Raw genomic sequence first — 21,651 nt, forward strand, 5'->3', positions numbered from 1 at the left:
ACCGGAGGCTGTTCGCGTTGTCGTACACGGCGCACAGGCCCCGTCAGGGACGCCGTGCGTCGCTATGCTGACGGGGTAGCTGCCTGAGGGGGATCCGATGCCTGACCTAGCTGACCGCATCAGCCGCGCGGCCGTCGCCGCCTTGGACCTGGCGCCGTTCGACGACCGCTTCGCCCGGCTGTCCCGTCAGGTGCTCGCCGGCGGAGCCACCCGCTTCCAGCGCGTCATCGCGGACGACCAGGCGATCCACTTCGTCATCCCCGTGGGCCTCGCCGGGCAGCGCATCGACTACGGGGCACTCGTCCTGCAGGATCGGCAGGTCGGCGTCCTCTGGCGCGACGCCAAGGGCCTCGACCACTCCGTCGTCCTCCCTCGCAAGGGTGCCACGGCCATGTTCTCGCCGCTGGTCCTCGCGGACGAGCAGTGGACGCGCTTCGACGTGGTGGGCTCGAGCGAGCAGGTCGCCTTCCTCGTTCCCCCGACCCAGGACCCGGTGCTGCGCAGCACCCTCATCGACTTCTTCGGGGCGCGCCCCGGCCAAAGGCCCACCGAGTTCGTCCCGGAACCGGACCCCGAGCCCGCCCCGGTCGTCCGCTTCCCCGATGCCGAGCCGGGGCCCGGGTCCAACGACGAGACCATGGTGATGCCCGCGGCTCCCGCCGAACCGGCCCTCGAGCCAACCCCGACCCCCGAGGGGGCACCGCTCACGCCCCAGGCCCGTTTCGCCCTCACCGATGCGGAGCTGAATCAGCTGGCGCCGACGACACCCTTGGAGAGCGACCCGGACGCCACGCTGATCCACGCGATGAGCCCGGCCGACGACGTCAGCCCCACCCGCCTTCCCGTCGGAGCACCGGAGCCACGCCAGGAGTCACCCGCGCCGGTTCCGTTCGACCTCTACCGTGACGAGCAGCCGGCCCAGCCGTGGGCGTCCGCCCCGACCCAGGTCCTGCCGACACCAGCCCCGGCAGCGGCTGCCCCGGCGGCACCTGCCCCGGCCACGCCGAGGCCGACTCCGCCCGCGACGCAGGCCTGGCCCGATGCTCCCACGGGCGCGACGGCGGCTCCCGTTTACGCGCAACCGTCCACCACCTCACGGACGCTCGTGGGGTTCCTCCTGGGACTCTTCGCCACCCTCGCCATCGGCGGGGCCGTCATCATCGCGCTCCTGCTCGGCGGCTGAGTCTCGCCCGCGGCGTCCGAGCGTGGCGGCGAGCACGCCGCCCAGGCCGACCGCGAGCGCTCCCCCGCCCAGGATGCGCAGGACGTCGTCCGGCACCGCGGCTCGTCCACCAGGCGAGGGCGCGGCACCGGCGGTCGGGTCGGACGTCGGTGCGACGGATCGCTCTGGCCGCGCCGTCGGTGCGGTGGATCCCGCCTGGGGAGTCATCCCCGTCACGGACGGAACCGGCGTCGGCTCGCCAGCAACGAGGGCCCTGGCGCCCGGCAACAGCTGGGCGCTGACCAAGGGGTACAGGGCGTCGCCCGGACACTCGGTGTTGGACATGTCCCGATGCGCGGCCACCTGCTCGGTGGTCACCTCGACCCCCTGGGGCCACCGCGAGGAGCCTCTCGACACGAACGGCACGGGTGCGGTGAGGGTCAGACCGTGACGAACCGCGAGCCAGGCGAGCAACTGGGTCATGGCGGCCATGGCGTCGGGGGTCGGTGGCTGGGCCGTGAAGTCACCCACGAAGCAGCACAGCAGGGCGTGGCCCTGCGAGCCGCCCGTCGCGTCTCCCCTGACCGGCCGGTCGATGCTGCCGGCCCGCCCCTCCCAGATGGTCCCGAACGGGTCGACGAAGAAGTTGTAGGCGACATCGGCCCACCCACGCTGCTCCGACGTGTGGAACTGGAACATCGACCGCAGCCGCTCGGGGATGCCCTCGGCCGTGTCGGTGTTCGGCGTGAGGCTGTGGTGGATGAGCAGGAACCGGACGTCGTCCTCGTCCTCGAGCGGCCCCTTGGGCCCCAGCGAGCCAGCCCAGTCCGAACGGGGACGAATGAAGGGGCGGCCCGGCGCCGCGAGGGCGGGAGCCGTGCGGGTCGCTGCGAGGCCTGCCACCGGCGCGAGCACGGTGGCCGCCACGAGGGACCTGCGGGACAGGGCCACGTCAGCCCTTGATCTCCCGCGGATAGCAGTCGTCGCTCACGGGGACTCCCAGGTCATTGCAGACCTGGTTGGAGGCCGCCCGACTGTCGACTCCGGGAATGACGACTGCCCAGTAGCCGGGGTTCAGGCCCTCGAACGCATCGGTGTCGAGAACGACCGCGGTGTGGTTGTTCCGGCTCTCGCGGGCCGCCCGGTCGAGCGCCTGCTCGGCTGTGACGGAGCCCTTCGGCAAGGAAGCAAGGACGGTCACCCAACTGCCGACCGGCAGTTCGGTCACCACATTCGGGTTCGTCGCCGGCGTGGCGGTGGGGGTGGCCGAGGGGGTCGGGGTTGCTGACGCGCTGGCGGCCGGGCTGGCGGACGGCGACGCAGACGCCGACGTTGCCGGCTCGGTGGTCCGCGGCCCTGCCGTCGTGGCGGGGGGCGTCGCCGGCTGGGCGGGCGTCCCACGGTCGGGATCGTCGACGACGGCGAACCAGACGAACATGACGGCGATGGCGCCCACGACCACGCCCAGGACGATCCCCAGCGGCAGGCTGCCGCGGGTGACGGGTGGTGGCGCGTTGTAGCTCATCGGACTCCTCACACGACCTTGTCGAGCCACCCGAAGGTGTCCTCGGCGCGACCGTACTGGATGTCGAGCACGCCGTTGCGGATCTGGACGGTCTTCTCGAAGGACTGGCCCTGCGGACGCCACTCGCCCTTCTTGGACTTGAACCCGGAGATCGGGCTGATGACGGCCGCCGTGCCGCAGCAGAACGCCTCGACGAAGGTGCCGTCCGCGAGGCCGTCGAACACCTCCTGGGCGCTGATGCGCCGCTCGACTGGTGTGAGCCCCTGCTGGGCACCGACCTTCAGGATGGACTTGCGGGTGATGCCGTCCAGGATCGTGCCGGACAGGGCCGGCGTGACCAGTTCGTTGTCCTTGGACACCAGGAAGACGTTCATGCCGCCCAGTTCCTCGACGCGGTCCTTGCCCACGGCCTCGATGAACATGACCTGGGTGCAGCCATGCTCGTAACCCTCGTACTGTGCAATGAGGGACGCCGCGTAGTTGCCGCCGCACTTCGCGGCGCCGGTTCCTCCCTCGCCCGCGCGGGCCCATTCGTCCGTGACCCAGATGTCGACGCCCCTGACGCCCTGGGTGAAGTACGGCCCGACCGGTGACGCGATGACGATGAACGTCACCTCCTCGGCGGCCCGGACGCCGAGGAACGCCTCGGAGGCGATCATGAACGGACGGATGTAGAGGCTGTGCTCACCCGCGCCCTGTGGCACGTACCGGGCGTCGATGGTGACGAGCTGGCGGACGGCCTCGACGAATTCCTCCTCGGGGAGGCTCGGCAGCATCAGGCGCGCGGCGCTGAGGTTGAAGCGCGCCGCGTTCTGGTCCGGGCGGAACAGGTGGATCGAGCCGTCCTCGTGGCGGTAGGCCTTCATGCCCTCGAAGATCTCCTGGCCGTAGTGCAGCACCGCGGCGGAGGGGTCCAGGCTCAGCGGACCGTACGGCTTCACCGTCGCGCTGTGCCAGCCCCGGCCCTTCGTCCAGGTGATGGTCACCATGTGGTCGGTGAAGTACACGCCGAACCCGGGAGCCCTGAGGATCTCCGCCACCTCGGAGTCGGTCCGGGCGGCCTCATTGCGCTGGATGTCGAAGGAAATGGGCATGCTGGAACCCTACCGCCTCGCCATCCCGTTCCCTGAGCGTGTCGACGGGCCGGTCGGCTCCCCGCTCTACTGTGTGGCCATGAGCGACTCCGCAGAGCAGAAGACTCCCACCATCGCGGTCATCGGTGGCGACGGCATCGGCCCCGAGGTGGTGGCCGAGGGCCTGAAGGTCCTGGACGCCACGGTGGGCTCCTCGGCCTTCTCCTACGTCCACTACGACCTGGGCGCCGAGCGCTGGCAGCGCACGGGCGAGGTTCTTCCGGATTCCGTGCTGGAGGAGCTCAAGGGCGTCGACGCCATCGTGTTGGGGGCCGTGGGTGCCGCCCCGGGCTCGAAGGCCATCCCGTCCGGCCTGCTCGAGCGCGGCCTGCTGCTCAAGCTTCGCTTCGCGTTCGACCACTACGTCAACCTGCGTCCGTCCAAGCTGTACCCGGGCGTCACCACCCCGCTGTCGGACGCCGTGGTCGCGCGCGGCCCGATCGACTTCGTCGTCGTCCGCGAGGGCACCGAGGGCCTGTACTGCGGCGTGGGCGGTTCGATGCAGACCGGGACCCCCCACGAGGTCGCGAACGAGGTCTCGGTGAACACCGCCCACGGCGTCGAGCGGGTCGTCCGGGATGCCTACGAGCGCGCGATGCGCCGCCGCAAGAAGCTGACGCTGGTCCACAAGCACAACGTGCTCGTCAACGCCGGCGGGCTGTGGAACCGCATCTTCAACACCGTCGGCGAGGAGTACCCCGAGGTCACCACCGACTACCTCCACATCGACGCCACCACGATCAAGATGGTCGTCGACCCGCAGCAGTTCGACGTGATCGTCACCGACAACCTCTTCGGCGACATCATCACCGACCTCGCCGCGGCCGTGACCGGCGGCATCGGGCTCGCCGCGTCGGCCAACATCAACCCGACCGGCGCCTTCCCGTCGATGTTCGAGCCGGTCCACGGCTCCGCGCCCGACATCGCCGGCCAGGGCGTCGCCGACCCGACCGCGACCATCTCGTCGATGGCCCTGCTGCTCGACCACCTGGGGCGCCGGGACGACGCCGCCCGCATCGAAGCCGCGGTGGACGCCGACGTCGCCTCGCGAGGCGCGGATCGTCGCTCGACCACCGAGGTGGGCGACGCCATCGCGGCGCTGCTCTGAGCTCCTGACGGCTGGGTGGTCGGCGGGCTGCGCCGTCTGCATTTCCGGGTGGAGTAACCCCAAGGATCCTCGGGGTTACTCCACCCGGAAATGTCACCGGGGGCTGAGCATGGACGATCCAAGCCGTTTCTAACCTGTGGACACGACCCGTCCGCAGAGGCAGCTATCCACAGTCTGTAGAACTGGGTGACGAACTTCGGGTGCCTGCGCCCATTGCCTTGGCATGCCGACATTCATGTTCCCCGACATCCCGGGCCAGATGGGACTGGCCAGCACCAAGCAACTCTTGCAGGCGGGCGCCTCCGAGTGGGACCTCACCCAACTCGCACTCAAAGGTCAGCGCGTGGTCAGAGCCGTGTACCGCTCTGCCACCGGGCCATTGAGCACCTCCCAACTGCTGATGGCCGGCGCCCTGTGGGCCGGACCCCACGCCATTCTCACCGGCGGCCATGCCCTGATCGCCCACGGCGTGGACCCCCGCCTGGATCCCGTTCTACAACCCCGATTCCTGGTACCACCGCAGCACCGAGCACGTCGCAACGCGCTTGGGATGCTGTCGGAGCGCACACGCTCGATGCCTCGCGGCCTCCTCAAGGAGGGGATTCGCGTCGCCCCCGCGGACCGGGCCCTCATCGATGCGGCGCAGCGCCGCGAGGTGTCACCCACCAGACTGCAATCCCTGACGATGACGGTCCTGCAACGCAGGCTCACCACCATCGACAGGCTGACTGCACAGATCGGTGCGTGCGGGGACGCCAACACCGGTCCCATCCAGGACGGGATGATCGCCTTCCGCTCGGGCGCCTGGTCTCCCCCCGAGGAGACCTTGATCCGGGCAGTCGCCGCGGATCCACGGTTCCCTCCCATGCACGCCAATATTCGCCTCGAGGACGCCGAGGGTCGCTTCATCGGTACGCCGGACGGCTACTTCGCCGACGCCGGCGTCATCGTCCAAGTCCACTCCCGCGAGTTCCACACGGGAATGGACGAGAATGGACAGGACCGGTGGGACATCTCCGTGCGACGGGACAGTGAGTACTTGGCCCACGGCGTCGTCGTGGTCCAAGTCACTCCGGAAACGCTGGAGACGGATCTCCCTGGCTTCCTGGACCGGCTCGCAGCGGTGTTGGCCGCCCACCGCGCACGCGGCCCTCACGGCGTCCGCATGCGAACGAGGAGCTCCACGCCCGCTACCGCCGACGGGCCTCCTGCCTGAGTTCGATGGCTGTTGCTCTGGCTTTGCCTCAGCGACCCGTCCCGCCCGATGACATTTCCGGGTGGAAGAGCCCCAAGAATCCTCAGGGTGTTTCCACCCGGAAATGCATCACTGGTCGATCGTGCGGCGCAGCCTGCGCCACTCGCGCCACGCGCCGATGCGCTCGATCGCCCAGCCGACCAGCAGGCCCAGGATGACGCCGACGATGATGCCGAGCAGCGGACGATCACGGAAGAACGACCCCGAGGCGAGGCCGATCCCCACCGCGAAGGAAGCCCACAGCAGCGTCGCGAACGCATCGATGATCATGAAGCGCTTGTAGGGCAGGCGCACGTAGCCCGCCACCATGTTGATGGCGATGCGATATCCGGGGATGAAGCGCCCCGACAGGAGGACCTCCGGTCCCCTGTGATGGATGAGGTCGTGCGCACGAACCAGGAGCCGTCCGCCCCGCTCCCCCCGGAAGATCTTCTCCAGTGGGATGTGGCGCCCGATCCAGTAGGCCGTGTTGTCGCCCGCCCACGCACCAGCCAACGCCACCAGGGCGAGGAGCCAGAGCTGCACGGGGCCGCCGTGCGTGCTCGACAGCGCAGCCATGGCGATGACGATTGACTCGCTCGGCAGAGGTGGGAAGAACCCGTCCACCCAGGTCAGCAGACCGGTGGCGAGGTAGGTCCACCACTCCCCCGCGTGGTCGAGGATGGCGTTCTGGATGAGGTCGTAGAACTCCATGCGGTCACGCGCTCTTCCGACGGCGGAGTTCCATGACGGCCAGCATGCCAGAGCCCCCATATCCCTCCCGGAGGACGAGGCCCATCGACCACGCTCCTCCGGGCCCGGACAAGCCATGATGAGCTTTTCTGAGAAATCTCTCGGCTACCCCTTGGTGTTTTCTCAGGAGTTACTTAGCCTGTAGAGGCCGTCCGGACCCCATGTCCGGGCGTCCCCCTGAAAGGAAGAACATGAAGCACAACCCCAACCGGATGCTCGCCATCGCCGCGTCGACGGCCGTCGCCGTGGGCGGCTCCATCGCCTTCGCCCAGCCCGCGCACGCGGCTTCGGTCTGGGACGCCGTCGCGCAGTGCGAGTCCGGGGGCAACTGGTCCATCAACACGGGCAACGGCTACTACGGCGGCCTGCAGTTCAACTCCTCGACGTGGCGCGCCTTTGGCGGAACGCAGTACGCACCGCAGGCCAACCAGGCCACCAAGGCCGAGCAGATCACGGTCGCGCAGCGCACGCTCGCGGCCCAGGGCCCCGGCGCCTGGCCCACCTGCTCCAAGAAGGCCGGGCTGACCCGGGCCAACGGCGGCGCCACCGGCTACTCGGCCCCTGCGCCCGCGAAGGCTGAGACCAAGAAGGCCGAGGCTCCCAAGAAGGCGTCGACGAAGAAGGTCGAGCCCAAGCGCGCAACGACCGTCAAGGCCGTCGAGACCACCGGCAAGCGCTACGTGGTCAAGCCCGGCGACACCCTGAGCGAGATCGCACGCGACCTCGGCATCAAGGGAGGCTGGCAGACCCTGTGGCAGAACAACCAGAGCGAGATCAGCAACCCTGACCTGATCTTCGTGGGCCAGACGCTCAACTACTGAGCCGACCCGGACCGACAGGAGGCCCCCGCCGATTCGTTCGGTGGAGGGCCTCCTGCCTTCTGCGCCGGTCGGTGAGGGGTCACCCCACCGGACGCCGGTGGATCGACTTGTACGTGAGGTAGGCCGCCAAGCCCTCGGGTCCGTACTCCACGCCCATCCCCGAGTCGTGGCGTCCCCCGAAGGGCGCCGCATGGTTGGAGGCGAAGAAGTTGATGCCGACCGAACCGGAGTCGATGCGCTCGGCGACCCGCTGGGCGCGCCCCGGGTCGGACGAGAACACGATCCCACCGAGGCCGAACGGCGTGTTGTTGGCCAACGCGACCGCCTCGTCCTCGTCGGTGTAGCGGAGGATCGTGATCACGGGACCGAAGATCTCCTCGCGGGCCACGCGCATGTCCGGGGTGACGTTCGACAGGACAGTCGGCTCGATGAAGAACCCGGGCGACCGCGTCCCGCCGCCGGTGGCGACCGTCGCCCCCTCCTCCCGCGCCGACTCGATGAACCCGTTCACGATTCCGAACTGGGCCTCCGAGGCGACCGGACCGAAGACGGTCGCCGGGTCGTTCGGGTCACCCATCGGGCTCGCCTCGATCGTGCGGGCGACCATGTCCACGACCTCGTCGTAGCGCTCGGCTGGGGCCAGGATGCGGGTGGAGATGTAGCAGGTCTGCCCGCTGTTGCGCAGGCACGACCGCACCAGCACCTTGCTCATCGCATCCAGGTCGGCGTCCGGCAGCACGATCGCGGACGACTTGCCACCCAGTTCGAGCGTCACCGGCCGCAGCAACTCCCCACAGGCCGCCGCGATCTTGCGTCCCACCGGGGTCGACCCGGTGAACGCGATCTTGTCGACGTCCGGGTGCCGGACGAGGGCGTCCCCGGTCACGCCGTCGCCGCTGACGAGGTTGACCGCGCCGGCGGGAACCCCCGCGGCGACAGCAGCCTCGACGATGTACCGGATCGAGAGCGGCGTCGTCTGCGCCGGCTTGATGACGACCGTGCAGCCCGCCATCAGGGCGGGGGCGAGCTTGATCACGACGAGGTTGATCGGGAAGTTCCACGGCGCGATGAGGCCGCACACGCCGATGGGATCGCGCCGGACGACCGACTCGAAACCGCCGGCCGGGGCTGGTCGGACGTCCTCGTCCTCGAGCAGGGGGGCCAGTGTGGCGAAGTAACGGAGGATCGACGCCGCGTTCGCGGCGCCTCCCGCCGACTCACTGACCGGCTGGCCGTTCTCGCGCGTCACGGTCGCGGCGAGCCCCTCGGCGCGGGCCTCGATCTCGTCTGCCATCCGACGCAGCACCTCGGCGCGCTCGCCCGGGCGCATCCGCGGCCAGGGCCCCTCGTCGAACGCGCGGCGGGCGGCGGCGACGGCCGCGTCGACGTCGGCACGGACGCCGTTGGGCGCGGTCCCCCACGCCTCCTCCGTGGCGGGATCGACCACGGTGAGCAGGTCGGTCCCCACGCTGGGCACCCAGGCCCCGTCGATGAAGTGGTCGCTCTCCCGCGTCCACCGGAGCGCGGCGTCGGCGGTCACGCCAACACCTCGGAGAGCAGCAGCCGCTGTGAGCGCTCGAGGTGGGCCGTCCCCATCGCGATCCCCGCCTCGGTGAGCAGTTCGGGGATGATCTCACTCTCCAGCCGATCCATGTAGGCCGACGGGGTGAGCTTGAACCAGGTGTGCGCCAGGGCGATGCCGGCGTGGTCGAAGCGCCACAGGCGGTCGGCGTCCCGCATGAGGGCGTCCTCCAGGGAGAGCGCCTCTGGCCGGGTGTCGTGTCCGTCGATGATGGCGCACACGTCCTCGATGAACTCGTCGTCGTAGCCCAAGCCGGGCAAGATCTCCCGGGCCACGTTGCACGCCTGGCGCTCGTGCTCGAAGCGGATCTCGGCCTTGCGCCAGTCCCCACTGAAGCCTTCGGACATGATCCGGTCCTCGTCGACCAGCGCCCAGCCGATGTCGTGCAGCAGCACCGCGACCCGGACGACCAGCGCGTCCGCCTCGGGGTGGGCGACGCACAGCCGGTCGGCGAACGCCATCGAGATGGGCAGGTGGATGTCGTTGTTACGGGCCCGCACCAGGTGGTTGACCGCACGCCAGATGGGCGTGAGGTCGTCGGGGATCGTGTCGACCACGATCGGGCTGGTGTCGATGGGCCCGGTCGCCTTGACGGGTGTGGGCGGCAGCGGGGTGCGCATGTCAGTCCTCCTCGACGGACGTGATCAGGGATTTCAGGGCCACGGAGGGGTCCGCGGCCGCGTCGGCGGGGATGGTGGCCCTCTGGGTGAGCGCCGACTTCACGGCCATGAAGTCGAGCGGGGCGTTGATGCAGTCGGCCGCGATGAGCCGGCCGGCGCGGTAGTACAGGACGGTGAAGCGCCCCTTCGCCTCATCCCGACGGACGACGGTGGCGTCCGCGCCATGGGACAGCCCGGCGATCTGGAGCTTGAGATCGCCCTGGTTCGACCAGAACCAGGGGATGAGCTCGTACTCCTCCGCCCGCCCGGTGACCGAGTAGGCCGCCACCTTGGCCTGCTCGACGGCGTTGTTGACGCTCTCGAACCGGATGCGGTCCCCTTCGGGGGCACCGGGGACGGGGTTGGGCAGGTTGGCCACATCGCCCAGGGCGATGGTGTGGCCGTCCGAGGCCAGCGAGTGCTCGTCGACGCGGATGCCGTTGTCGCACGCCAGGCCGATCCGCTCGGCCAGCTCGGTGTTCGGGATGACGCCGATGCCGACCAGGACGAGGTCGGCCGCCAGGGTCGAACCGTCGTCGAGGACGACGCCGCTCACGCGGTCGCCCTGACCGAGGATGCGGGACAGCTTGGTGCCCAACCGCACGTCCAGGCCGGCGGCCCGGTGGTGGCGGAGGAGGTGGTCGGAGGTCTGCTCCCCCACCGCCCGGCCGACCAGGCGCGGCCCGGCCTCCAGGACGGTCACGTCCTTGCCCATGGACTGCAGGCTGAGCGCGGCCTCGAGGCCGATGAACCCGCCCCCGAGGACGACCACCTTCTGGACGTCCGGGACGCGCGCCTTCAACTCCAGGGCGTCGTCGGCGTTGCGCAGGTAGAGGACGCCGGGCAGGTCGGCCCCCTCCACGAGCAGGCGGCGGGCACGGGCGCCGACGGCGAGGGCGAGCCGGTCGAAGGGGAACGACCGTCCCGACATCGAGTGGGCGACGCCGGAGCCGTCGCCGTTCTTCTCGATCCGCAGGATCCGCTCGTTGGGCACCACGGTGATGCGGTGCTCGTCCCAGTACTCCTTGGTGCGGAAGATGAGCGTCTCCTTGCTCACCTTGTCCTGCAGGTAGTCCTTCGACAGGGCGGGACGCTGGTACGGGCGGTGGTTCTCCTCACCCAGCAGGGTGATCGCACCCTCGTACCCCAGCGCCCGCAGCGACACCGCGAGCTGGACGCCCGCCTGCGACGCCCCGATGATCAGCAGCCCGTGCTCCTCGGCCATGCTCAGACCTGCGTCTCGGGGGTGGTGACGTGCAGGTCCATGCCCTCGGTGACCTTGATCTGGCAGGACAGGCGGGAGTTGTCCTGGCGATCCACGGAGGTGCCGTAGAGCATCTCGTCCTCCATCTCCTCCATGGGGGGAAGCGAGTCGAGTTCGGCCTCGTCCACGAACACGTGGCAGGTGGCGCACGACAGCGATCCACCGCACTCGGCCACGATGCCCGGGACGCCGTTGCGCACGGCGGTCTCCATCACGGAGTCGCCCACTGCTGCCTCGATCGTGCGGCTGGTGCCTGCGGCGTCGGTGTAGGTGATGGTTGACATGAGTGTCCTCCTAGATGAACTGGCGGCCACCGTCGACGACGATGGTCTGTCCGGTGACGAAGCTGCTGTCGGGCCCGGCCAGGAACAGGGCGGCGCCGACGATGTCCTCGGGCTCGCTGGCCCGCTTCAGGGAGCCGCGGTCCACGCCGTAGGACGCCGCAGCGTCGCCCATGATCCCGTAGCTGGCCTCGGTGAGGGTGAAGCCGGGGGCGATGGTGTTGACCCGGACGCCGCGGCGTCCGAGCTCCTTGGCCAGGACGCGGGTGAGGCCGATCACGCCCGCCTTGGAGGCGACGTAGTGGGCCCACTTCTCCGAGCCGCTGTAGACGGTGGCCGAGGCGAGGTTGATGATGCTGGAGCCGTCCACGAGGTACGGGCTGCAGGCGCGCGCCATCAGCCACGGGCCCTTGAGGTTGACCGCCATGACGGCGTCCCACTCCCCCGGGTCGATCTCCTCCATCGGCGTGCGGGTGAGGCTGGCGTAGATGGCGGCGTTGTTGATCAGGACGTCGATCCGGCCGCCGCCGAACTCCGCGACCTGGGCGGCCAGCGCCTCGGTCGATTCGGTCGAGGTCACGTCGACGCGGCCGTGCCACGCCGGGACGCCGTGCTCCTCGACCAGCCGTGCCGTCTCGGCGACGCCGTCGGAGTTGACGTCGGCGACCGCGACCCGGTGGCCGCGGGCGGCGAAGCCGAGCGCGAACGCCCGACCCAGCCCGCCCGCGGCCCCCGTGACCAGCACGGTGCGCTGGTCAGACATGCGCCGGCTCCTCGTCGTGGTGCACCTCGATCAGCGGCAGGTCGTCGAGGATCTCGACGGTGCCCTTGCCACCGTCGACCCGGAGCATCTGCCCGGTCTGGATCGTGGTGGACGCCGAGCCGGTGCCGGTGACGGCCGGCAGCGCGTACTCGCGGCAGACGATCGCGGCGTGGCTCATCATGCCGCCGATGTCGGTGACGGCCGCGGCGATCTTGCCGAAGATCGGACCCCAGGACGGCGCGGTGACCGGAGCCACCAGGATCTCGCCGGGCTTGACGTCGGCCAGCTCGTCGGAGGTCATGATGACGCGGGCCGGCCCCTCGGCGATGCCCGGGGAGGCCGCCATGCCCTTGAGGCCCGAGCCCTCCTCGTCGTCGGAGAGCCACTGCTCGACCTGCTCGGTGGTGATGCCCCACAGCATGCGGGTGAACGGCTCGGTGATCGACTCCGGCGGCGTGTTCAGCGCGGGCTGCGGACGACGGGTCTTCAACGCGTCGACGATCTTGGTGCGCTCCTCGATGATCGGACGCCAGTGCACCTCACCGAGCGCGCGCGGGGCGCCGACGCCCCACCAGGTGACGTAGTCGAAGAGGGCCTCGCGCACCTCGGTGCGGGTGAGGTACAGGATGTCGTCGTCCTCGTCCCAGAAGTTCGCCTCGACGAACAGCTTCGACAGCTCGCGGACCTTGCGCCAGAAGACGCCCATCGTCCAGTGCTCGATGTAGAAGTTGTGGTTCTCGACGTAGGGGTACGCGGTCGCGGCGAGCTGGCGCTTGGCGTCGAAGGCCTGGCGGACGTCGTCGTCCAGCAGGTCGCGGTACTCCTCGACGATGCGGTCCTTCTCGCGGATGAGCTCCTCGACCGGACGCATGATGTCCTGGCCCTCCTCGAGGCGGCGCAGGTAGTCCTTGATGTAGTCCAGCGGGATCTCGGGGTGGGCGTTCCAGTACTTGTCGTGCCCGTAGAAGCCGTTGCCGACCGTGAAGTTGAACCAGGGGTCCTGGGCCTTCTCCCACATGGTGATCCAGACGGGGCCGGCCGCGGAGTGCTCAATGGCGCGCAGGGTGGCCTGGGCGTCGGAGACGTCCTCGAAGTGCTCGTGGAGCCCGAGCTTCTGGGCGAGCAGCGCCAGCTTCTTCAGCTCGTCGTCCGGACGGAAGAGCTCCATGTCGACGCCCTGCACCATCGTCGCGATCGACTGGTCGGGGATGTTCGGGAACACGTCCTTGCAGAAGTTGAAGAAGTCGAGGTAGGCGATGTAGCCGAGGTTGAGGAACTCGAAGTGGTACTGCCAGTTCTGGTAGGCCAGCGCGATGAGCTTCTCGAAGTTGGCCATGAGGACCTCGGAGCCGTCCAGCCCCTTGCCGGTGTAGATGTCCTCCATGGGCACCTTGGCCGGCAGCGGCTTGAACGTGATGGCCTCCATCTCGTCGATGGTGTTCTTGACCTTGACGTGCCAGGCCTCGAGCAGGCGGTCCCAGTTCTGGAAGTAGTAGCCCACGCGCTCCTCGAAGTCGGGGACGCGCTCGGCGATCTTGTCCGGCTCCACGGCGACCGGCGACATGTAGAGGTAGCCGAGGTGGATGCGGAACTCGATGCCGTTGGCGTTCGGGATCATGAGGTGCCGGGAGTTGACCTGGCCCAGGCACTTCACGGCGAACTCGCCACCGATGGTCTCGAACGGCTTGAAAACCGTCGGCCAGTGCTGGCTGTCGCAGAACCAGAACTTCTCGTCCTCCTCTTCCTTCATCTCGTCCTGGAAGACCAGGTAGTACGGGTAGATCTTCTCCCAGCCCTCAGCGCCGGGTGGGGTCTCGAGGTCCGAGGGCTTCGGGAATGACTTCTTCGTGGCCATGTCAGGAGGTCCTTTCGCAAGTGGTGGAGGAGGACGCGTGCGTCATTGCACGGGCCAGTGGGGCTCGGCGGGGGCCTTCTTGGTGCCGAGCATGGAGGCGGTGATGCTGCTCATGGAGAACTTGGGTGCGGGCGCCGCCGGGGCCTCCGCTGGCTTCGGCTTGTTGGAGTGGATGGTCTCGGGACGGGACTGCAGCAGCAGGAGGTTCTGGTCCTCGGGGAGGTCGTTGTCGAGGGCCCACTCGATGTCTTGCGGCGTCTTGTAGTGCTTCTCACAGCGCTTGGCCATCTGGGCGATGGCCTTGACCTCGGCGTCCGTCAGGCAACGGACGCTGGAGCGCTCCGGCTCGACCTCGCGCTCGACCAAGCTCCTGGTCTCCGGATCCGGGACGAGTTCGGCGTGCTTGTCGCCGATGTGCTCGTACACCGTGGCCAGGGTGACCTTGTCCAGCATGATGTTGTCCGGGGTGACCTGACCCGAGACGACCATCTCGCCGACGCCGTAGGAGGCGTCGATGGTGATCTTGGACCGGTCGCCGTTGGTCGGGTCCATGGTGATGGCGACGCCGGACCGGCCCGCGTTCACCATCTTCTGGACGGCCACCGCCATGCCCAGCCCCTCGTCGGGAATGTTGTTCTTCAGGCGGTAGATGATGGCGCGCGTCGTGTAGAGCGAGGCCCAGCACTTGCGGATGTGGTGGGTGACGTTCTTCACCCCCGTCAGCCACAGGTAGGTGTCCTGCTGGCCGGCGAAGCTGGCGTCGGGCAGGTCCTCGGCGGTGGCGGACGAGCGCACGGCGACGGGGACCTCGCCGCCGCACTGCTCCATGAGCGCCTCGTACGCCGCATAAGTGGCCTCGCGGATCTCGTGGGGCATCTCGTAGCTCATGATGGCCTCGCGGATGCCGGCGGAGATGGCGTCGACGGCGTTGATGTCCTCGGGGTCGACCCCCTTCAGCTGCTCCGCGATGGCGTCCGCGATGCCGGCCTCCTCGATGAACTTCTCGTACGAGGCGGTGGTGACGGCGAACCCGGGGGGGACCGGCATGCCGGCGGTCGTCATGGAGACCAGGGAGCCGCACTTGCCCCCGAGTTGGGCGTGGTCGGGCTCAAGACCCGCGTCGAACGGCCAGGTGTAGGTGGTGTCGATCGTCGTGAGTGTCAGGACTCCCAGGTGACGGGCAGGGACGTGGGGACGCGGAAGGAGAGGTTCTCGAGGAAGTCGATGTCCGCCCCCTCGGCGAGGCGGAGGCTCGGGACCATGCGGCTGATCTCCTCCGTCGCGATCTTGGCCTGCAGCTTGGCGAGCTGGTTGCCCAGGCAGACGTGGATGCCGTAGCCGAAGGACAGGTGCTCACGTGCGTTGGCGCGCTCGATGTCGAAGGCCTCGCCGTCGGTGAAGTGGCCCTCGTCCCGGTTGGCCGAGCCCATCAGAAGGAGCAGCTCGGAGCCCTCCGGGATGGCGACCCCGCCGACCTCGGCGTCCTTCAGCGCCTTGCGGCGCCACGCGACGATCGAGCCGGAGTAGCGCAGGACCTCGTCGATCGCGCCCGGGATCTTGGCGGGATCGGCCACGACGGCGTCCCACGCCTCGGGGTGCGACAGCAGGACGCGGATCGTGTTGGTGATCAGGGTGGTGGTGGTCTCGTGGCCGGCGAACAGGAGGCTGTAGCAGACGGAGGCGATCTCGTGGTCGGTGATGGGGTCGCCCTCGGCCTGAGCCCGGACCAGGTCGTAGACCAGGCCGTCTCCGTCCGGGTTGGCGTGCGCGTTGGCCACGAGCGCCTGGCAGTCGTTCCAGTAGTCCACCAACTTGTGGGCGTAGGGGACCTGCTCGTCGTCGGTGAGGTTGCCCCACGTCATGACGGCCCGGGCCTCGGACCACGTCTTCAGCTGCTCGATCCGCGCCTGGTCCGTGGGTTCGCCGTAGAGGCTGAGGATGGTGATGGTCGGCAGGTCGTACGCGACCTCGCGGTAGATGTCGGCCATGCGCTCCGGCTTGGCGAGCATCTTCTCGATCATCCGGACGACGTTCTCCCGGATCATCGGCTCCATGGCCTTGTAGCGACGGGGGGTGAACGCGCGCTGTACGACCTTGCGCAGGCGGGTGTGATCCGGGGGGACTCGGGCCGAGAGCCCGGAGTACGCGGTGAAGCCGCCCTCGTCCATGATCTTCTTCGCGGCCTCGCCGCGGCTGCGGACGGGCTTCTGGGCGTTCTCGCTGGAGAAGGTCTCCCAATCCGAGAACACGGCCTTCACGTCATCGTAGCGGCTGACCACGTACAGGTTGGTCCGCTCGTCGAACATGACCGGCTCCTCGGCGCGCAGCCGGGCGTACGCGGGGAACGGATCCTTCATGGCAAACGGCTCGTACCCGTGGTGGTCAACCGGGCATGCACCTGCAGGGGCGTTCTGGGTGTCGAGGTTCTGGGCCACGGTCACTCCTTCGTGTCGAGGTTGGCCTCAGCCTGTCGCCTCTCCCCTCTGCCCGGCAATGGACGCCTTCCATTGAATGGAAGCGGGTGATTCGGAGAGTTCCTCCGCCAACCGGGCGACGGTCGAGAGGCGGCCCGCCATGCCCTGCATCGTCGGCAGGTGACGCATCATGTGGTCGGCTTGGGTCGACTGGACGACCATCCCGAGCGAGACGCGGACGCGGCCGTCCTCGGAGAAGACGGGCACGGCCAGCGAGGCTGCCCCCACGCGCACCTCTTCGTTGGTGCGGGCGAACCCCTGCTTCTTGACCTCCGCCAGTTCGGCGAGCAGGGCCTGCGGCCGGACGCGCGTGTGGCGCGTGGGGGCCTCCAGCGGCCCGTGGGCGTACGCCTGCTGTAACCACTCCTCCTGGTGGGCGAGGATGACCTTGCCCACGGCCGTCGCGTGGAGCGGGAGGCGTCCGCCGACGCGGGAGGCGCGGGGCACACGGCGGGATCCGTAGATTCGGTCGATGTAGAGCACGTGCCGACCGTCGTGCAGCGCGAGGTGGATGGTCTCCCCGGTGAGGGAGAAGAGGTCCTGGAGGTGGGGACGCGCCGCCTCACGCAGCGGGCGTGAGCTGTTCTGGGCGATCTCCCAGAGCCGGACGCCGATGGCGTACTGCCCGCTGGGGTGCCGGACGAGAGCCCCTCCCTCGACCAACTCCCCCACCAGCCGGTGGGCGGTGGGCAGCGGGAGGTCGGCCCGCTCCGCGATCGTGCTCAACGACACGCTCGGGGCACCCGAGGCGAAGACCTCCAGGATGGCCAGCACCTTGGACGTCACCGAACGGCCCGCCTGGCCCTCCGAGCGGCGAGCCATCGCTCAGACCCGGAGCGCGGCCAACCGATCGCCGACGTCGACACGCGCGAGCGCGGCCAGCGCCCGTGCAATGCGGCGTCCGGCGTCGGTGAACAGGTGCTCGTGGACGCGCCCCTCGATGAGGGCCAGCGTCTCCGCCGGCGGGAGGCCGAACCAGCCCCGCACCGTCCGGACGCCGTGCGGCGTGAGCCGCCACAGCTTGTCGGAGTCCTTCACCAGCGCGTCCTCGAGCGAGAGCGCCTCCTTGCGGCTGTCATGGCCGTCGATGATCTGGACCACGCGCTCGACGACGGTCGGCGGTGTGTCCTGGGACTCCAGGATCTCTCGAGCCATCGCCGCACCCTCGCGCTCGTGCAGGCGGACGAGGTCAGGGCGTCCACCCCCGGGGGCGATGGCGCTCAGCACCTCGTCCGGCGGGACCTGGGACCAGCCGATGTCGTGCAGCAGGATCGCCGTCTCCACCACGCGGGCGTCCGCCTCGGGATGCTCGGCGAGCAGCACTGTGGCCAGGGAGTGGGCGTACAGCGTGTGGACGTCGTTGTCCCGCACGTCGAGGTGGGGGACGGCGGCCTCCCACACCCGTGCCATCGTGGCGTCCATGAGCCCATGAAACCGCGTACGGGGGCAAATACCAAGCGGCGGCGACCGGGAGACCGGTCACCGCCGCTCGGGCAGGGTGTGCGACTCAGCGGGCCGCGGTGCCCTCGACGTAGTCGTCGTCGTGGCTCTTGACCCAGGCCATCAGCTTGCGGAGCTCCTTGCCGGTGGCCTCGATGGGGTGCTGCTCGCCCGCCTCGCGGAACTTCTTGAACTCCGGCGCGCCGGCGTCCTGGTCGTCGATGAAGCGCTTGGCGAACGCGCCGGACTGGATGTCGGTCAGCACGCCCTTCATGTTCTCCTTGACGCGGGCGTCGATGACGCGCGGGCCGGAGACGTAGTCACCGAACTCCGCCGTGTCGGAGACGGACCAACGCTGCTTGGCGATGCCGCCCTCGTACATGAGGTCGACGATCAGCTTCAGCTCGTGGAGGCACTCGAAGTAGGCGACCTCGGGCTGGTAGCCCGCCTCGACGAGGGTCTCGAAGCCGGCCTGGACCAGCGCGGACGCACCACCGCACAGCACGGCCTGCTCGCCGAACAGGTCGGTCTCGGTCTCCTCGGTGAAGGTGGTCTTGATGCCACCCGCGCGGAGGCCGCCGATGGCCTTGGCGTAGGACAGCGTCAGGGGCCAGGCGTTGCCCGTGGCGTCCACCTCGACGGCCACGATCACCGGGACGCCTCGACCCTCGGTGTACTCACGGCGGACGAGGTGGCCCGGGCCCTTCGGCGCGACCATGCAGACGTCGACGCCCTCGGGGGCCTTGATGTAGCCGAAGCGGATGTTGAAGCCGTGCGCGAAGAACAGGGCATCGCCGGGCTGCAGGTTGGGCGCGATCTCCTCGGCGTAGATCTTCCGCTGGTGCTGGTCGGGCGCCAGGATCATGATCAGGTCGGCCTCGGCGGCGGCCTCGGCCACCGACACGACACGCAGGCCCTCGGCCTCGGCCTTGGCCCGCGAGGACGAGCCCTCACGCAGCCCCACGCGGACGTCGACGCCCGAGTCGCGCAGGCTGAGCGCGTGCGCGTGGCCCTGGGAGCCGTAGCCGATGACGGCGACCGTGCGACCCTGGATGATCGACAGGTCGGCGTCGGCGTCGTAGAACATCTCTGCCATGTGGGTTACTTCCTTACTGTGACTGATCGGTGCGGTTGGGTTTCAGTGTGTCATCACCGGACGCCGGGGCGCGCCCGGTCGACCTTGGCGGAACGGTCGGTCAGCGACTTCGAGCCGCGCCCCAGGGCCACGAGGCCCGACTGGACGAGCTCGCGGACGCCGTACGGGCGCAGCATCTCGAGCAGGGCGTCGAGCTTGTCCGGGCTGCCGGTCGCCTCGACCACCAGGGAGTCGTTGTGCACGTCCACGGTCTTGCCGCGGAACAGCTGGACGATCTCGATGATCTGGCTGCGGGAGGCCGGGTCTGCCTTGAGCTTGACGAGCAGCAGCTCGCGGCGCACGGCCGACTCCTCCAGCTCGACGATCTTCAGCACCTCGACGAGCTTGTTCAGCTGCTTGGTGATCTGCTCCAGCACCTCGGGGGACTGGACGCCGACCTGCAGGGTGATGCGGCTGATCTCGGGGCGCTCGGTCGGACCGACAGCCAGGCTCTCGATGTTGTAGCCGCGCCGCGCGAAGAGTCCGGAGATGCGAGCCAGGACGCCCGGCTTGTTCTCGACGATGACGCTCAGGGTGTGGGTGTTCACAGGATCTCGTCCTCCCAGTCGGGCGCCAGGTCCTTGGCGATCAGGATGTCGTCGTTGCTCGTGCCGGCCGGGACCATCGGCCAGACCATGGCGTCCTTGTGGACCACGAACTCGACCACCACGGGCCGGTCGTTGATCTCGAGCGCCTTTTTGATCACCTCGTCGACCTCCTCGACCGTCTCGGCCCGGAGGCCGACGGCGCCCATCGACTCCGCGAGCATCGGGAAGTCCGGCACCCGGCGGCTCTTGAGGTCGGTGTTGGAGTATCGCTCGCCGTAGAACAGGGTCTGCCACTGGCGGACCATGCCGAGGGACTCGTTGTTGATGACGGCGATCTTGATCGGGATGTCGTTCAGAGCGCAGGTGACCAGCTCCTGGTTGGTCATCTGGAAGCAGCCGTCCCCGTCGATGCCCCACACGGTCATCTCCGGCTGGCCGACCTTGGCCCCCATGGCGGCCGGGACGCAGTAGCCCATCGTCCCGGCGCCGCCGGAGTTGAGCCAGCGTCCGGGCTTGTCGAACGGCAGCAGGTGGGCGGCCCACATCTGGTGCTGGCCCACGCCGGTGGCGTAGATGGCGTCCCCCGACAGCTCACCGATGCGCTTGATGACGTACTCGGGGCTGAGCATGTCGTCCTTCTTCGGCTCCGGGTCGACCAAGTACTTCGTCTTCAGGTTGGTCAGGTAGGCGCGCCACGCGGAGTAGTCACCGAGGTCCTCCCCACGCAGCGCCTGGTTGAGTTCGGCGATGGTGAGCTTCACGTCGCCCACGATCGGGACGTCGACGTGACGGTTCTTGCCGATCTCCGCCGGGTCGATGTCGGCGTGGATCACCTTCGCGTCGGGGGCGAACGTGTCCAGCTTGCCGGTGACCCGGTCGTCGAACCGGGCACCGAGGGTGATCAGCAGGTCGGAGCGCTGCAGGGCGCCCACCGCCGACACGGTGCCGTGCATGCCGGGCATGCCCATGTGCAGCTCGTGGTCGTCCGGGAACGCGCCGCGGGCCATCAGCGTCGTGACCAGCGGGATCTGCGTGATCTTGACGAGTTCGGCGAGCTCCTCGTACGCCTTGGACTTGACCACGCCGCCACCCACGTACAGGACCGGCCGGGACGCCTGGGTGATCAGCTTGGCCGCCTCGCGGATCTGCTTGGAGTGCGGCGTCACGGTCGGCTTGTACCCGGGCAGGTCGATGTCGCTGGGCCACTCGAACGGGGCCGAGTTGACCAGGGCGTCCTTGGTGATGTCGACCAGGACGGGCCCGGGGCGTCCGGTGCCGGCGATGTGGAAGGCCTGCTTGATGGCGCTCGGGATGTCCTCGGCGCGCGTCACCAGGAAGGAGTGCTTCGTGATCGGCATCGTGATGCCGCGGATGTCAGCCTCCTGGAAGGCGTCCGTGCCGACGGCGGTCGAGGCCACCTGCCCCGTGATCGCGACGATCGGGACGGAGTCGAGGTACGCGTCGGCGATGCCGGTGACGAGGTTCGTGGCACCGGGGCCCGAGGTCGCCATGCAGACGCCCACGCGTCCGGTCGCCATGGCGTAGCCCTCGGCGGCGTGGGCCGCACCCTGCTCGTGACGCACGAGGATGTGGCGCAGCAACTCGCTCTGGCCGAGCGGGTCGTACGCCGGCAGGATCGCGCCGCCGGGGATGCCGAAGATGACCTCTACACCGACGCGCTCCAGCGATTCGACCAGGGCCTGTGCCCCTGTGAGTGACTTGAGCTGGTGGTCATCAGTCATGCGATCATCTCCTTCGGTGTCGGTGTGCCGGCATGGGTCCAGGTAGCAACAAAAAACCCCCGCTGCCGACAAACCGGGCAGGCGAGGGAGCGCGTCGTCGGGAGTCTGCGACTCAGGCGACGCGCGGGGTAACTACGAGAGCGCTCATGTGCACGGGCTTCACCCTAGCGCC

General features: G+C 69.1%; 21 protein-coding genes. 4 read left to right on the top strand and 17 right to left on the bottom strand.

The annotated features are described in order from the left end of the window. Positions 1–97 precede the first annotated feature (97 nt). A complete protein-coding gene (locus tag AC5YDV_RS09640) occupies positions 98–1,183 on the top strand; it encodes a hypothetical protein (protein WP_496183315.1) in 1,086 nt (361 codons plus the stop codon). Here AC5YDV_RS09640 and AC5YDV_RS09645 read toward each other — a convergent pair. Genes AC5YDV_RS09645 through AC5YDV_RS09655 form a run of 3 tightly spaced genes read right to left on the bottom strand, consistent with a single transcriptional unit; the run spans position 1,094 to position 3,781 of the window. Then, complete coding sequence (locus AC5YDV_RS09645) at positions 1,094–2,113, bottom strand: N-acetylmuramoyl-L-alanine amidase (RefSeq protein WP_496183316.1); 1,020 nt, start codon at positions 2,111–2,113, stop codon at positions 1,094–1,096. The genes AC5YDV_RS09640 and AC5YDV_RS09645 overlap by 90 nt on opposite strands. A 1-nt stretch (position 2,114) precedes the next feature. Beyond that, entirely contained in the window at positions 2,115–2,687 is a 573-nt protein-coding gene (locus AC5YDV_RS09650; RefSeq protein WP_496183317.1) for a hypothetical protein, read from the bottom strand. Positions 2,688–2,695: 8 nt separating this feature from the next. Next, entirely contained in the window at positions 2,696–3,781 is a 1,086-nt protein-coding gene (locus AC5YDV_RS09655) for a branched-chain amino acid aminotransferase (RefSeq protein WP_496183318.1), read from the bottom strand. A 79-nt stretch (positions 3,782–3,860) separates the two neighbouring features. On the opposite strand from AC5YDV_RS09655, the gene AC5YDV_RS09660 reads away from it, so the two are divergent. Beyond that, positions 3,861–4,928 (top strand): 3-isopropylmalate dehydrogenase, encoded by a 1,068-nt coding sequence (locus tag AC5YDV_RS09660; RefSeq protein ID WP_496183406.1) that lies wholly within the window; start codon positions 3,861–3,863, stop codon positions 4,926–4,928. 223 nt (positions 4,929–5,151) lie between these two features. Next, entirely contained in the window at positions 5,152–6,144 is a 993-nt protein-coding gene (locus tag AC5YDV_RS09665; protein WP_496183319.1) for a hypothetical protein, read from the top strand. A gap of 108 nt (positions 6,145–6,252) precedes the next feature. On the opposite strand, the gene AC5YDV_RS09670 is transcribed toward AC5YDV_RS09665, so the two are convergent. After that, entirely contained in the window at positions 6,253–6,876 is a 624-nt protein-coding gene (locus AC5YDV_RS09670; RefSeq protein WP_496183320.1) for a DedA family protein, read from the bottom strand. A 230-nt stretch (positions 6,877–7,106) separates the two neighbouring features. On the opposite strand from AC5YDV_RS09670, the gene AC5YDV_RS09675 reads away from it, so the two are divergent. Next, complete coding sequence (locus tag AC5YDV_RS09675; protein ID WP_496183321.1) at positions 7,107–7,736, top strand: transglycosylase family protein; 630 nt, start codon at positions 7,107–7,109, stop codon at positions 7,734–7,736. 79 nt (positions 7,737–7,815) lie between these two features. Here the strand turns inward: AC5YDV_RS09675 and AC5YDV_RS09680 are convergent, their stop codons facing one another. From AC5YDV_RS09680 to AC5YDV_RS09740, 13 genes are all read right to left on the bottom strand, one after another. Then, on the bottom strand, positions 7,816–9,276 hold the full coding sequence (locus AC5YDV_RS09680) for an aldehyde dehydrogenase family protein (protein WP_496183322.1): 1,461 nt from the start codon (positions 9,274–9,276) through the stop codon (positions 7,816–7,818). Next, a complete protein-coding gene (locus tag AC5YDV_RS09685; protein ID WP_496183323.1) occupies positions 9,273–9,938 on the bottom strand; it encodes an HD domain-containing protein in 666 nt (221 codons plus the stop codon). The genes AC5YDV_RS09680 and AC5YDV_RS09685 overlap by 4 nt, the downstream gene beginning before the upstream one ends. Position 9,939: 1 nt before the next feature. Beyond that, on the bottom strand, positions 9,940–11,202 hold the full coding sequence (locus tag AC5YDV_RS09690; RefSeq protein ID WP_496183324.1) for an NAD(P)/FAD-dependent oxidoreductase: 1,263 nt from the start codon (positions 11,200–11,202) through the stop codon (positions 9,940–9,942). Between the two features lie 2 nt (positions 11,203–11,204). Beyond that, complete coding sequence (locus AC5YDV_RS09695) at positions 11,205–11,525, bottom strand: 2Fe-2S iron-sulfur cluster-binding protein (protein WP_496183325.1); 321 nt, start codon at positions 11,523–11,525, stop codon at positions 11,205–11,207. A gap of 10 nt (positions 11,526–11,535) precedes the next feature. Continuing rightward, a complete protein-coding gene (locus AC5YDV_RS09700) occupies positions 11,536–12,285 on the bottom strand; it encodes an SDR family NAD(P)-dependent oxidoreductase (protein ID WP_496183326.1) in 750 nt (249 codons plus the stop codon). Continuing rightward, on the bottom strand, positions 12,278–14,140 hold the full coding sequence (locus tag AC5YDV_RS09705) for a PEP-utilizing enzyme (RefSeq protein ID WP_496183327.1): 1,863 nt from the start codon (positions 14,138–14,140) through the stop codon (positions 12,278–12,280). The genes AC5YDV_RS09700 and AC5YDV_RS09705 overlap by 8 nt, the downstream gene beginning before the upstream one ends. Before the next feature lie 42 nt (positions 14,141–14,182). Then, entirely contained in the window at positions 14,183–15,313 is a 1,131-nt protein-coding gene (locus AC5YDV_RS09710; protein ID WP_496183407.1) for a PEP/pyruvate-binding domain-containing protein, read from the bottom strand. Then, the gene (locus tag AC5YDV_RS09715) at positions 15,301–16,497 is read right to left on the bottom strand and encodes a cytochrome P450 (protein WP_496192474.1); all 1,197 of its coding nucleotides are present in this window, start codon (positions 16,495–16,497) and stop codon (positions 15,301–15,303) included. Before AC5YDV_RS09715 ends, AC5YDV_RS09710 begins: the two co-directional genes overlap by 13 nt. 105 nt (positions 16,498–16,602) lie before the next feature. Next, a complete protein-coding gene (locus tag AC5YDV_RS09720; protein ID WP_496183329.1) occupies positions 16,603–17,436 on the bottom strand; it encodes an IclR family transcriptional regulator in 834 nt (277 codons plus the stop codon). Between the two features lie 3 nt (positions 17,437–17,439). Further along, a complete protein-coding gene (locus AC5YDV_RS09725; RefSeq protein ID WP_496183330.1) occupies positions 17,440–18,036 on the bottom strand; it encodes an HD domain-containing protein in 597 nt (198 codons plus the stop codon). 85 nt (positions 18,037–18,121) lie between these two features. Further along, positions 18,122–19,150 carry a ketol-acid reductoisomerase gene (gene ilvC / locus AC5YDV_RS09730; protein WP_496183331.1) on the bottom strand — a complete coding sequence of 343 codons (1,029 nt, stop codon included), beginning with the start codon at positions 19,148–19,150 and terminating at the stop codon, positions 18,122–18,124. A gap of 53 nt (positions 19,151–19,203) precedes the next feature. Further along, the gene (ilvN, locus tag AC5YDV_RS09735) at positions 19,204–19,737 is read right to left on the bottom strand and encodes an acetolactate synthase small subunit (protein ID WP_496183332.1); all 534 of its coding nucleotides are present in this window, start codon (positions 19,735–19,737) and stop codon (positions 19,204–19,206) included. Then, a complete protein-coding gene (locus AC5YDV_RS09740; RefSeq protein ID WP_496183333.1) occupies positions 19,734–21,479 on the bottom strand; it encodes an acetolactate synthase large subunit in 1,746 nt (581 codons plus the stop codon). The genes ilvN and AC5YDV_RS09740 overlap by 4 nt, the downstream gene beginning before the upstream one ends. Positions 21,480–21,651: the final 172 nt, after the last annotated feature.

This window comes from Propioniciclava sp. LT432 (genome assembly GCF_059515965.1).